The organism is Streptomyces sp. NPDC127100, from assembly GCF_042724095.1.
In the GTDB taxonomy this organism is placed as follows: Bacteria; Actinomycetota; Actinomycetes; order Streptomycetales; family Streptomycetaceae; genus Streptomyces.
On record NZ_JBHXFL010000029.1, the window covers coordinates 20556 to 32038 of the forward strand.

Consider the following 11483-nt stretch of genomic DNA (forward strand, 5'->3'; position numbering starts at 1 on the left):
TCCTGGCTGGCTACTCGCGGTGGTCCCGGATCTCACGCGCCCGGGTGCGCAGTTCGTACACGGCCCTGGGGAGCAGGCCGACCTTGACGCCGAAGCCGTGCGGTCCGTCCGGAACGTGCTCGCGTTCGTGGGCGATCAGTTCGCAGCCGGGGCAGCGGCTGGTGGAGCTGACGTAGGCGAACCGGTCGCCGCCGGCGTCCTCGTCCCACTCGTCGCTGCGGGTTCCGCACGAGACGCAGGTCGCCCGCATCAGGTCCTGGTAGGCGAGGGCCTTGGCGCGGTCGGTGGGGCTCCAGGTGCCATCGCCGCCGTGGAACTGGCTGTGCGGGATGCCCCACCGGTCGCAGAGTTCGAGTTCGGCTCTCAGCCGCGGGTCGGCCCGGAGCCTTTTCCCCAGTCGCTCCGTCGGGTGTTCTGCGCGGACAGGGCGGCCTGGAACAAGGCTGCACGGTCGGCCACGCCCCACGTGGCGAGCAGCTCTGCCGCGTCGTCCTCCGTCATGGGGTCGACGCTGGCGGCGGCGACGAGCGCGGCGGGGAAGGTGTCCTCGTTCCAGTCGCTGCCGCTCTCGACCTGTTCCTCGGTCGGGGGGTGGCGCTGGACGAGCTTGGTGAAGGTGTCACCCGGCAGGGCCCGGAAGACGAGGACCTCGCAGTCCGCCTCGTGCGCGGCCCGGATCTCTTCCAGGGCCTTCTCTGCGGCGTCGGCGGCCTTGGCCAGCTCGGTGTCCTCGGGGTCGGCCTCGGCGTGCTTGCGGGCGCGCTGGGCGAGGCGCCGGGCCTCCTCGAACTTCTCCCGCAGCGCCTGGTCCTGCCACAGGTACAGCGGTACTTCGGCGGCGGCGCGGGCCTTGAGGCGGGCCATCTTCTGCGCCCAGTGGGCGTCGGCGGCCACGGCCTTGGCGGGCGGCTCGGTGTGGACAGCGGCGCTCACTGAGCCAGCTCCTTCTTCGCGCGGTTCGTGACGGTCTGCGCGCCGGCGGCGGCGGGCACGGCGAGGCCCTGCGCCGGGCGGCGGGTGATGGTGAACTTCGTCTCGAACTTCGCGGCTTCGTTGTCGGTGGTGTACGCGGGCGACTGGGAGCCGACACGGATCGGGAAGACGTCCATGGACTTGCTGGCGGGGACGTCGCCCTTACGCAGGATCACGATGTTGCCGACGGTGCCCTTCTTCAGGAGCTCCTCGATGACGGCCGTCACCTTGTCCTCGTAGAAGGTGAAGGACGAGTCCTCGGCCTTGTCGGAACCGGGGATGGAGCTGTCGAAGTCATCGGACATGTCCGGCGTCTCGATGCTCTGGTTCTCGAGCGTGAAACCAGAGATGCCGGCGATCGCCGCGGACAGGTTGGTGCCCGCGTCGAGCTCGGCACGGGTGGGGGTGAGGTCCGTCGTGTCGGCGATCTCGGGGACGAACAGGAAGATGGAGACGCCGCGCCGGGAGAACTTCTCGACCGGCGTGGCTTTGGGCAGTGCCATGAGGAAGCCCCTCGGGTCTGAGCGTGTCAGAACTGCGGCCACCTGGTGCTGGTGGCTCGTCCGCGTGAGGGGCCGCCGCGGTGCGGAGTGGCCGGTGGTCAGCCGGCCGATCGGGTCCAGCGGAGCCGGAACCTGATCACATAGAAAACGATAGCTGCGGCTGCGTCGTCCTCCGGGCCAGCGTCAAGGTCCAGGTCGCGGGCGTAGCAGGACCATCCCGGCACGATGAGGGTGTGCAGCCACCCGCCACGGTCGTCGCGGCCGAGCACGCCAGCACGGGCCCGGTCGCCGAGCCATTCGGCCTGGTCGTGGTTACGGGCCACGCAGTCGACCTGGTGCACGGTGTCGGCGTCCTCGTGCTGGTCGGTGAACGGGGCGCCGGCCAGGGTGAGGGGAAGGGAACGCAGCACGCTGTACGGCGGCTCGGCCGGCTTGCCGCCGACCTGGGGCAGCGCACCGGTGCCGCACGGTTTCCCGGTGGCCGCGGCGAGCAGCCCTTGCAGCGCGTTCGTCACGAGGCGGCGTTCGATCATGCGAGGGCCTCCATCGCGGCGGTGCCGATCCGCTCGACGAAGCGCGGCCGGACCACGGCGAGCGCGGGAGCGACGTGCGGGAAGGGCGGTTGGGCGTAGACGCGGCCCAGGGAGTCGGCGCCGTAGAAGCCGAGTTCGAGCCGGCGGCCCTGCGGCGCGAAGGTGCCCACGATGGCGGTCGCCCCGTTCCCGTGGGGGAAGACCTGGGTCTGCCAGCTGGCCCGGTATCGGCCGGTGATGACGTTCGGCCCGGGCCGGCCGCTCGCGGCGGCCTGGATGAGGTGCTGCAGCAGCAGCGCCTCGTGCCGGACGGCTTGCTCGGTCGCCGGCCCGACCCGAGCGGCGGCCTCGGCCATGGCGGCGGCGAGCTGGTCGGGGTCCGTGAAGTACCGGGTGGTGCTCACGGGCTGCCCCCTCTCGGGTTGCTCTCGTCGAGCCAGGTCACGCGGACCGCGATGACGGTGGCGGCCTGGCCCGGCTGGGTACAGCGCCAGGTCCGGCCGAGCAGGGCCGGGTCCTGGGCGGCCTGCAAGACCTGCACGGTGTCGTCGCGTTCGGCGACGGGCGCGTCGGCCGGGGTGATGAGCCGGTAGGCGGTCCGGGGGTCGTCCGGGTACGGCTGGCTGGCGACGGGCGCGGTGAGGCCGGGAGCGGTGCTGGCGTCGAAGAGGGCGCCCGGGCCTTCGTAGACGACGGCCGGCGGCGGGTCCTCCAGCTCGCCGGTGTCCGGGTTGAGGACCGGCGGCCCGGCCGGTCGGCTGATCTGCACGGTGTCGCCCATCACCAGGTCCTGGACGAGCGCTCCGAGGAAGCCCAGGTCCAGCATGCTCAGCCTTCGCCCCCTGCCCAGGCTGCGAGCTGACGGAGGGTGGCGGTGGTCAGCTCGGTGGGGCTCCCGTCGAGGTCGTCACGGGCCAGGGCGGCCTGCTGCAGGCGAGCGGGGTCGACGCTGGCCAGGAACGCCGCGATGGCCTCGGCGGGCGGGGTCTCGCTGGCCACGGCGACCTGGGCGTAGCCGTCGAAGCCCGCGCCGGCGTTCGGCCGGACGTAGAGCACGAGCAGCGGGGGCTGGTTGGCGCGGTGCTCGAGGGTGTAGCCGGACAGTGCGCCGGTCACGTCGTGCCCGTCGAGGGTGACGGCGGCGCGCACTCCTTCGGTGGTGATGCGTACGGCGTGCAGGTCATCGGCCAGGCTGGCGTCGTTCATGCGGTGGCTTCCTGATCAGTCGGCGTGCCGACGGCTACTCGTCGTCGGGGGCGCGCTCGGTGTCGGTGCTGACGGAGAACCCGAACGGGGTCTCGGCCGGTTCCTCCTGCTCGCCGGGCAGGGCGGCGATCAGGCGCAGTGCGACTCCTTCGGCGGCTTTCAACGCGGCCTTGGTGTTCTGGTCCAGCTCGATGTCGATCTCGCGGCCGGGTGCGCGGACGGTCAGGCGCATCGGGTGTCGCCCTTCTGCTGGTTGGGCCAGTGCCAGGTGCCACCGGTCAGCGGAACGGGCTCGGCGTGCGGCAGCGGGCCGCTGCAGAAGAAGCCCTCGGGGCTGAACACGGTGAGGTTGGGCTTGCCGGCGTCGTCGACGGCGGTGACGATCGCTGCCCGGCAGGTGCTGGGGTACCGGCCGTCGGCGCTGCCGCGGGCGACGTAGTGGACGATGCGGCCGATGACCAAGGGGTGGCTGCTCATGGGTGCTGTCCCTCCTCGATGGCGGGGTCTTCGTTGAGGTCCGGGCGGGGGATGAAGCGCCGGAGGCAGCCGGGGTGCGCGATCGGGTGGGCGGCGGCCTCCTCGGCGGAGCGGAGGGTGTTATGGGCCAGGTCGGGGTCGGTATGGACGGTCCAGCCGCATTCCGGGCCGTCGGTGACCAGCACCCATTGCGCTGCCAGGTCGGCCGTGGTCGCGGTGAGCGCCCCGGTGTTGGCGACGGTGACGGCCTGGGCGGTCAGGGCTGTGCGGGCCCACGAGAAGGCGGGGTGCCGGGCGCCGCGCCCGTAGGTGACGGTGTCCAGGGGGTGGGCGGCAGCCAGGTCCTCGGTGCTCGGCGCGGTGGTCGAGCGGGCGGCGGAGGTGACGGCCCGAGCGAAGGCTTGAGCGCGCCGGACGGTGTCCGTGACCCGGCGCATGAGCGCGGAGTAGCAGACGTCGGTCAGGACGTTGAGCACGTCCTGGTGGGTGGAGGTCCAGTCGAAGGCCGGCCGACGGCTGGGGGCGAGGACGGCGTTGCGCAGGGCGTCCTCTGCTCCCAGCCGGTACGCCCGGGGCAGGTCGACGGCGGTCCACCGTTCGACGAGGGCGCCGATGTCGGTGTTGAAGCGGCTGGTCGCCGTGGTGAAGGCTTTCAGGGCGTCCCGCACGGCCAGGGGTACGGAGCCGGGCCGTACGCCGCGGCGACGGGCGCCGGCCAGCGCGCGGAGCACCGTCTGCTGAGCGGTGGTCAGCCGGGTCCATCCGCGCTCGAGCTGCTCCAGTGCCGCGCGGATCAGTTGCCGCAGCGCCTCGTTGCGGGTGGGCTCGTCCGGTGGGGTGGTCATCGGCGGGGCCGCTCGCGCAGGCGCAGGATGCCGCTGCTCTGCTCGGTGCCCTCGCCCGGTGTCTCCTCGCCGGGCACGGGCGTGGTCGGGTCTTCGAGTTCTGCGATCAGCCGGTCCAGCACGGTGACGTTCCCGCTGGTGTCGACGGACACCACGCCGCTGAGGGTGACCTTCAGCGGCTGCGCGATCAGTGTCGCGCGGCGTTCGCGCAGCACCTCGAGCGCCACGGCCCGCAGTGAGTGCAGTCGGGCGTAGCGCGTCTCGAGGTCGGTGGTGTCGGTGGCCGGGCCGAGGGTGGCCAGCAGCCATCGGCGGGATGCTTCATCCACGGGACAGCCCCAGCTGGTGGGAAGGGGTGTCCGGTGCGGGTCGGGCGAGGACGGGCCCGGCCCGCACCGGACGTGAGGGGGCCGACTTACTCGTCGGGCTTGGAGGCCGGGCGGCGGGCGCGCGGCTTCTTCTCCGGCTCCTGGTCGGCCGGCGGCTGCGCGCCCGGGTCGGCGTCCTTCTCCGCGCTGTCGCCCAGGTCGGGCAGCTTGCCGTCCTCCCACGCGGACGCCGTGGTGATGAGGGCGGCCAGCCGCGCCTCCGGCTCGGTGCCGGCGTCGCAGGTGACCCACTGGTGGGTCTCGGGGTCCTTGACGTAGACGGTGGCGATGAGTCGGGCCATGGTCACCACACCCGCGCGGCGATGTGGATGTCCGGCACGTACATCACCGGCATGGCCGCGGCGGCGACCTTGGTCCACACGGTGACCGGGTCGTCGGTGTAGCCGTGCGTCACGACGATGCCCGGCGCGTCCTCCCGCAGGATCGCGGGGTTGGTACCGCGGGACAGCTTCAGCGACTCGGCGGTGATGCCGTACTGCGTCTCGCCCCACTGCCGCACGTTGGGCGGCACCATCAGCCACAGGTTCTCCGGCAGCGCCCGGGGGTTGCTGCCGTCGTCCAGCGGGATCTGCACGTCGTACTCGACGATCTCGGGCAGGCCGTAGCGCGCACGCACGGAGTCGACCTCGTTGGGGGCGAGGACGGCGGTGGGGATCTGCGAGCCCAGGAGCGCCCCGTAGAAGGCCGCGCGGTAGGACTGGTTCCCGGCCAGCAGGGCCTTGGCCTTGGACGACGTGAAGATGCGCTTCGGGATCGGCGCCCGGGCGTCGCGCAGGACCTGGATCCAGCGCATCTCGTCGCCGAGGGCGTCGGCGGTCGGGTCGGTCCACGGGACCGGCGCGACGGGCATGTGGGAGGCCGGCACCTGGGCGTCGTACTCGATGAACAGGTTGTTCTCACCGGCCAGCGTGAACTTGCCGTCGGACAGGAGGTCGCCGGCGGCCAGCTCCATCCGGGAGCGGATGGACAGCACGTGCGCGGCGACGTCGTCGTAGACGGACTGGACCAGGTCGTCGGTGTTCGCGCCGCGGTCGGCGTCGAGGAGCAGCTGCTCCATTTCGCCCACCAGGTACTTCTGTCCGAGGGGCGGCAGCTTTCCCTCGGTCTCCACCATCGTGATCTCGCGGGTCGCGACGGGCGTGGTCGCGTCCCAGGCGCGGAACTTGGCCGCCGGCACCCGGCGGTTGGTCTTCTTCACGCGCCACTTGACGGTGTTGAGCCGGGCCTCGGGCAGGACGCTGCGGGTCAGCTCGTAGTCGTCCGGGCTGGGGACGGCCCGGGCGAAGGCGTTGATGTCGGTCGGCGTCAGGTCGCGGAGCAGGAGCTCCAGCATGTCGTTCGTGTCGTTCGGCATGACGAAGCTCCCTCTCAGGCGCGGGCGAAGGTGAGGCTGGCGGTGGACTTGGCCACGGCGGCCGGGTCGAACGCGACCGGCAGCTTGGCCGGGGCGATGAGGCCGTGGACGCGCAGCGCGCCGCCGACGCGGGTGGAGCCGACGCCGAACTGGGTCTCCGTGTCGAGCAGGCCAGCGAAGATCTCGTGGCCGTCGGTGGCCGCGGGGTCGTACGGCTCGTACAACCCGCTGGTGGTGTTGAGGGCGAGCGGTAGGCCGGACTTGAAGTGCGCCTCGACCGTCTTGATGCCGCGCTCCCAGTGGGTGTTCTCAGCGAACTTGGCGACGTCGAGGGTGATGGTCTGGTTGGTCTCGGTGCCGTGGCCGGACAGCAGCCAGGGACGGCCAACCCTGAGCTGCTGGGTCGTGGTGATCGGCTGGATATCCATGCCGGGGCTTCCTCCCGTTTCACGGGCGCTGCGGAAAGGCGGGGCACCGGGGCGGTGCCGTCCACGGGGAGGAAAGGGGTGGGCGTGGTCCCAGGGGTGGAGCAGGTGGTGCGGGCGGCGGCCGGTCAGGCCGCCTTGTTGTCCGGGGTGCCGAACATGCGGGCGGCCATGGCGCGGCCGGCGTCGCCGGGCTTGCCGACGGGGGTCTGCCGCTGCGGCGGGCCGCCGGCCGGGGAGCCGCCCGGGGCGGGCGGGGGCGTCAGCTTCGTGCCGCCCTCGTCGGCGCCGAACAGGCCCGGGCGTCGCTTCTTGAGGTCCTTGGCGGCCTTCTTGATCGTGGCCTCGTCCGCGTCGGGGGTGTCCCGCAGTTCCTTGTCCAGCAGGACGAGGGCGTCCTCGAGGTCGGCGTCGCTGGCGCCGAGGCCCATGAGGGTGGCGGTGCGCTGTGCTTCCTGCAGCTTGGTCTCGGCTGCGGCCAGCTTCTGCTCCGCGGCCGTCTCCTTGGCGCTGATGGCCTGCTCGCGCTTGGTGAACTCCGCCTCGCGCTTCTGCTCGTCGGACAGCTTGGCTTCCTGTGCCTTCTTGGCGTCGGCGAGGATCTGCTTGATCTGGTCGGCGTCGACGGCTTCCGGGTCGAGGCCGGCCTCGGCGGCGAGGTCACGCAGGGCGGACTGCCGGCCCTGGTCCTTCTCCCGGGTCATCATCAGGTTCAGGCGCTTCTGGGTGAAGGAGACGGTCTCGTCGTCGCCGCCCGGGTTGCCGCCGGGCTGCCGGTCGATGACGTCCTTGGGCGTGGGGGCCGGGGGTGCCGCGGGCGGAGCGGCGGGCGGGGTCGGCGGGGTGGGCGGGTCGTCCTCGCCCGATCCGCCGGCGATGACGCGGACCGGGCGGCCGTTGACGTAGCCGACGATCGCGCCGGGTACGGGCCGCGGTCGGGGGGTGCTGCGGTGCATGCTGGAAGTCCTCCACCGGTGCGCCCCCGCGCCGTTTACGAGTGTAGGGGTGATCTTTACTGCTGCTGTCCTGCGTCGCTGGCGCCGGTCTCGGCGGCTGGCGGGGCGGTCGGTTCGGAGGGCTGGCTGCTCGGGCCGGTCAGTACGGGCACGGGCGGGTTGTCGGGGTCGGCGGGCTCCAGCCCCAGGTAGTCCCGGACGGCGTCGGCGTCGCCGGTGGCGTCGGCGAGCGCGGCGGCCTGGTCGAAGGCGCGGGACTGGATGCGTTCGATCTCGGCGGGGATGTCCTCGATCGGCCAGCCGCCCTCGGCGAGCATGCGCAGCGCGGTCTCCAGGCTGATCAGCCGGGCGGCGAACGCGGTGGCGACCTCCTCGAGGACGCCCATGCGGTCGGTGGGCGTGTACGCGCCGAAGACGAGGGAGGCCGGGTGCACGGCTCGGCCGACCCAGTCGGGGTGCTGCCCGGCGATGTACAGCCTCTGCACGAACCGCAGGAGGAGCTGGTATTTGTGCCGGCGGGCCAGGCGCATGGCGGCCACGAGCTTGTCGAGGGGGCCGAGGCTGATCTTCAGGGCGTACCCGGAGGGCATTTGCGCCGGGTCGTGGGTGCCCAGGGCGACCGCCGGGAGCCGGAGGTTGACCGCGGCGCGGTCGCGCAGGGTGTCCACGGTGGCCAGGAGCTGGGCGAGTTGGGGTGCGGTGTTCACGACGTCCATGCGTCCGCCGTCGGCCAATTTGAAGACGGTGCCCGGCTCTACCTGGAGGCTGGCGCGGCCGTCCTGCATGCCGGACACGGACAGGATGGGGATGCCGGTGGTCGCCGAAGCGCGGGCCGCGTCGGTGTCGGAGGCCGCGAGTTCGTCGAGGATCTGCAACACCTTGGCCAGGGACGCCGTGCCCCAGTGCTCCCCGGCCGCGGGCACCGTGTTCGGGAGGTGGATCACCGGCACGAAATCGATCATCAGGTCGAGCCCATTGAGGACCTCGCCGTCGCCGCGCTGGGCGTAGGTCGCCTTGTCCATCGGCAGGTTGTCGACGTCGCTGATGCGCTCGAGGTCCTCCAGCAGCCAGGTGGCGTCGGTCAGGTAGCAGGTGACGCTGGACGGCTCGTCGTTCCAGGCGTACTGCCGCCAGATCGTCCCGGCCTCGTCGGCGGCGTCGCCCTGGACGAGCTGGGGTTCGTCCTCGCTCCCGGCCCAGGTGCGCTGGGGCCGGCCGTACCGGTCGGCGCTCGAGGCGGTGGCCGGTCGGATCGGACCCAGTTCGTAGGTGATGCGGCGCAGCCGGTCCTTCAGCCCGCGTCGGGGATCGGCCGGCAGTTCCCAGGCGAAGTGCACCCGCACCGGGAACTCTCCGTCGTCGTCGGCCAGCACCGGGAAGTAGAAGCCCGGGTCCATCACGCGGACGACCGGGCGCCGCTTCGCCGGTTCCCACGACAGCCGGTAGACGGCGTCGCCGAGGCCGACGGCTTTGCGCTCGGCCTGCAGCAGACGCATGGGCAGTTGTTCGTCCTCTGCCCAGGTGAGGAGGTCGTCCTGGACGGCGCGGGCTTCTTCGGCGTCCGGGCTGTCGTCCTCGTCCTCGACGCCGGCGACGACGATGCGCTGTTCGTCGCCGAGGACGTCGGAGGTGATGGCCTCAATGAACGAGGCCGGGTCGCCGTATTCACGCCGCTCACGGGCTTCGGGTCCGTCGCGTACCTCGGCGAGTTCGCCGGCCTGGTTGCCGTCGTAGGCGGCGAGGGTGGTGTAGGCGGCCAGGCGCCGGACGTCGTCCTCGGGGACCCAGGTGGCGTAGGCGGAGGGGAAGGCCCGGCGGTTGGGGCCGCCTGTGGTCGGGTCGGCGTACACCGGCTTGAAGTTCAGCCAGCCCCAGGCGTCGATCAGGAATTGCCGCAGGCCCACGTCGTCCCTCCGGACAAGTCGGCCCCGCGCCGTGATCAAGGATATCGGCGCGGGGTGGGCGGTCCTGCGGGCGTGGGCCGGCGCTGTTCTTTCTCTGGCACTCCCCTTCCATCCTTACAACGTTACGTTGTATTGTAGTTCTCGAGCCAAAGGCAACGGAACGTTGTATAGTCAGCGCCGGGAAAGGCTCGCCCGGCGCGGGAGGAGGAACCGTGGAAAGCGCAACGCGGCCGCAGGGCCCCGCATACCCCGACGTGCCGGTCCAGCTGTCCGAAGAGGACAGCAACGCGTACAACATCGTCGGCCAGGTCTGCAGGGCACTGCGCCGGGCCGGACACCCCGAGGCGGCCACGGAGTTTGCGGCGGCGGCGTTCCAGTCGGCGTCGCACGACGAGCTGCTGCAACTGGCCATGCGCACGGTCGACGTGCACTGACACCCTGGACCAGCGCGGTCCGCCCCGAGGCAAGCGGGGCGGACCGCGTGTCCATCGTCGCAGATCGGAGACAGAGGACATGAGTGGCAAGAAGGAACAGCAGAAGGCGCCGGAGGTCTGGGGCTACGCGAAGGTCGCCGAGGTGTCCGGCGTGAAGGTGCCCACCCTGCGCCGATACAAGAAGGAGGGCCACATGCCTGCCCCGGACATCGCCGTGGGGAACTCACCCGGCTGGTTCCCGGCGACGATCGAGGAGTGGCTCAAGGGCCGTCCCGGCAGGGGTTTCCGGTCGGACCTGAAGGACCAGGACGCCTGACCTCCCGCCCGGCTCGCCGGCCCTGCCTCGACGCACCCCCGCTCCCCCGCCGGAGCAGGGGCGCGCGGCGTTTCCGCGGGCGGCGAGGAAGATCGCAAAGGCCCTTCCCACCTTACAACGCATCGTTGTAAGGTTATGGGGAGAGGCCGGGACCGCCGGCCACGAGGAGAGGAGTCCGATGTTCACCATCAGCCTGGACCTCAACGCCCACGGCCTGCCCGAGAGCGACCCGCTGAAGGTCCACGCGGTCGGCGACTGGGTGCACGGCACGACCAGCATCCGGTACGCCTTCCACGACCCGGCGATCGACTTCCCCGGCTCGGACTGCCCGATCACCGGCATCCTGCTGATCGACAAGTACATCGACCCGGTCTACCGGGACGACCCGGCCGGGTACGACTTCGACGACGAGCCGGCCGTGTCGGTCAGCCTCGGCGACCCCCAGGCCGCCGACGTCCACGACCAGATGCTGGAGGTCGGGGACTGGGGCCTCACCGGCTACGTGGTCTGCAGCGACCTGTACATGAACCCGGGGCCGCACCCGGACCACGCGGACCGGTACCCCTTCGACTTCCGCGTCGGCCTGGATGCCCCGACCTACTTCCTGGCCTCGAGCCTCCTGCGGGCCGCCGCCTCCGACTACGTCCAGCGGTGGAAGGCGGTAAGCATCTGACCTGCGCCCCGGCAGCCCGCCGGGGCGCAGCCTCGTGAAGAAGATCGGCGTCACGACTTCCAACTTTACAACGCTCCGTTGTATAGTCGGGGTGCAAGGAACGGACCGGCACCCACGAAGGAGACGAGATGGACCTCGACAACGCCACCGCCGACCAGGTCTTCCAGGCGGCCAGCACGGCCACCTTCCGCAGGACCAACCTCGGGATGACGGCCTCCGTATCGGTCGGCGGCTACAGCTACCGGGTCATCGTCGGGGACCGCTACCTGGCCCACACCGACTGCCGGGAGGGCTACGGCGGCACCGAGTGGACCCACGCCAACGCCACCCAGGAGCAGGACCGGGCACTGCGCGCGGCGATCGCCGCCCAGGCCGCCAAGTAGACGAGCGCGGGGGGGTTGCGCCGGGCCCCCCCCGCCCGCCCCCCCCCCCCCCCCCCCCCCCCCCCGGGGGGGACCCCCGGCCCCCGGGTGGATTTAACCAAAACCAACCCCCC

Annotated in this window: 20 protein-coding genes; 4 read left to right on the top strand and 16 right to left on the bottom strand. The window is 71.8% G+C overall.

Translation table 11 applies throughout. The features are described from left to right. Positions 1 to 10: 10 nt before the first annotated feature. From ACFWJB_RS23670 to ACFWJB_RS23745, 16 genes are all read right to left on the bottom strand, one after another. Positions 11 to 250 carry a hypothetical protein gene (locus ACFWJB_RS23670; protein ID WP_386924610.1) on the bottom strand — a complete coding sequence of 80 codons (240 nt, stop codon included), beginning with the start codon at positions 248 to 250 and terminating at the stop codon, positions 11 to 13. A 113-nt stretch (positions 251 to 363) separates the two neighbouring features. After that, entirely contained in the window at positions 364 to 933 is a 570-nt protein-coding gene (locus ACFWJB_RS23675) for a hypothetical protein (RefSeq protein ID WP_386924612.1), read from the bottom strand. After that, positions 930 to 1475, bottom strand: a complete 546-nt coding sequence (locus ACFWJB_RS23680; RefSeq protein WP_386924614.1) for a hypothetical protein — start codon at positions 1473 to 1475, stop codon at positions 930 to 932. Before ACFWJB_RS23680 ends, ACFWJB_RS23675 begins: the two co-directional genes overlap by 4 nt. Positions 1476 to 1573: 98 nt before the next feature. Then, positions 1574 to 2008: a hypothetical protein gene (locus ACFWJB_RS23685; RefSeq protein ID WP_386924616.1), complete on the bottom strand. Its 435-nt coding sequence runs from the start codon at positions 2006 to 2008 to the stop codon at positions 1574 to 1576. Continuing rightward, positions 2005 to 2412: a hypothetical protein gene (locus tag ACFWJB_RS23690; RefSeq protein ID WP_386924618.1), complete on the bottom strand. Its 408-nt coding sequence runs from the start codon at positions 2410 to 2412 to the stop codon at positions 2005 to 2007. Before ACFWJB_RS23690 ends, ACFWJB_RS23685 begins: the two co-directional genes overlap by 4 nt. After that, the gene (locus ACFWJB_RS23695; RefSeq protein ID WP_386924622.1) at positions 2409 to 2834 is read right to left on the bottom strand and encodes a DUF6093 family protein; all 426 of its coding nucleotides are present in this window, start codon (positions 2832 to 2834) and stop codon (positions 2409 to 2411) included. The genes ACFWJB_RS23690 and ACFWJB_RS23695 overlap by 4 nt, the downstream gene beginning before the upstream one ends. Before the next feature lie 2 nt (positions 2835 to 2836). Next, positions 2837 to 3214, bottom strand: a complete 378-nt coding sequence (locus ACFWJB_RS23700; protein WP_386924625.1) for a hypothetical protein — start codon at positions 3212 to 3214, stop codon at positions 2837 to 2839. A gap of 34 nt (positions 3215 to 3248) precedes the next feature. After that, positions 3249 to 3446 (bottom strand): hypothetical protein, encoded by a 198-nt coding sequence (locus ACFWJB_RS23705; RefSeq protein ID WP_386924627.1) that lies wholly within the window; start codon positions 3444 to 3446, stop codon positions 3249 to 3251. After that, positions 3437 to 3691 (bottom strand): hypothetical protein, encoded by a 255-nt coding sequence (locus tag ACFWJB_RS23710; RefSeq protein WP_386924629.1) that lies wholly within the window; start codon positions 3689 to 3691, stop codon positions 3437 to 3439. Before ACFWJB_RS23710 ends, ACFWJB_RS23705 begins: the two co-directional genes overlap by 10 nt. Next, the gene (locus ACFWJB_RS23715; protein ID WP_386924631.1) at positions 3688 to 4536 is read right to left on the bottom strand and encodes a hypothetical protein; all 849 of its coding nucleotides are present in this window, start codon (positions 4534 to 4536) and stop codon (positions 3688 to 3690) included. Before ACFWJB_RS23715 ends, ACFWJB_RS23710 begins: the two co-directional genes overlap by 4 nt. Then, positions 4533 to 4865, bottom strand: a complete 333-nt coding sequence (locus tag ACFWJB_RS23720) for a hypothetical protein (protein WP_386924633.1) — start codon at positions 4863 to 4865, stop codon at positions 4533 to 4535. Before ACFWJB_RS23720 ends, ACFWJB_RS23715 begins: the two co-directional genes overlap by 4 nt. 86 nt (positions 4866 to 4951) lie before the next feature. Then, on the bottom strand, positions 4952 to 5206 hold the full coding sequence (locus tag ACFWJB_RS23725) for a hypothetical protein (protein WP_386924635.1): 255 nt from the start codon (positions 5204 to 5206) through the stop codon (positions 4952 to 4954). Between the two features lie 2 nt (positions 5207 to 5208). Next, positions 5209 to 6279 carry a major capsid protein gene (locus ACFWJB_RS23730; protein WP_386924637.1) on the bottom strand — a complete coding sequence of 357 codons (1071 nt, stop codon included), beginning with the start codon at positions 6277 to 6279 and terminating at the stop codon, positions 5209 to 5211. A 14-nt stretch (positions 6280 to 6293) separates the two neighbouring features. Next, positions 6294 to 6707 (bottom strand): head decoration protein, encoded by a 414-nt coding sequence (locus ACFWJB_RS23735; protein WP_386924639.1) that lies wholly within the window; start codon positions 6705 to 6707, stop codon positions 6294 to 6296. A gap of 125 nt (positions 6708 to 6832) precedes the next feature. Continuing rightward, positions 6833 to 7660: a hypothetical protein gene (locus tag ACFWJB_RS23740; protein ID WP_386924641.1), complete on the bottom strand. Its 828-nt coding sequence runs from the start codon at positions 7658 to 7660 to the stop codon at positions 6833 to 6835. Between the two features lie 56 nt (positions 7661 to 7716). Continuing rightward, entirely contained in the window at positions 7717 to 9564 is a 1848-nt protein-coding gene (locus ACFWJB_RS23745; RefSeq protein ID WP_386924643.1) for a hypothetical protein, read from the bottom strand. Between the two features lie 212 nt (positions 9565 to 9776). Here ACFWJB_RS23745 and ACFWJB_RS23750 point away from each other — a divergent pair, with 212 nt between their 5' ends. From ACFWJB_RS23750 to ACFWJB_RS23765, 4 genes are all read left to right on the top strand, one after another. Continuing rightward, positions 9777 to 9998, top strand: a complete 222-nt coding sequence (locus ACFWJB_RS23750; protein ID WP_386924645.1) for a hypothetical protein — start codon at positions 9777 to 9779, stop codon at positions 9996 to 9998. Between the two features lie 79 nt (positions 9999 to 10077). Next, positions 10078 to 10314 (top strand): helix-turn-helix transcriptional regulator, encoded by a 237-nt coding sequence (locus ACFWJB_RS23755; RefSeq protein WP_386924647.1) that lies wholly within the window; start codon positions 10078 to 10080, stop codon positions 10312 to 10314. Between the two features lie 178 nt (positions 10315 to 10492). After that, entirely contained in the window at positions 10493 to 10987 is a 495-nt protein-coding gene (locus tag ACFWJB_RS23760; protein WP_386924649.1) for a hypothetical protein, read from the top strand. A 128-nt stretch (positions 10988 to 11115) separates the two neighbouring features. Next, complete coding sequence (locus ACFWJB_RS23765) at positions 11116 to 11370, top strand: hypothetical protein (RefSeq protein WP_386924651.1); 255 nt, start codon at positions 11116 to 11118, stop codon at positions 11368 to 11370. Positions 11371 to 11483: the final 113 nt, after the last annotated feature.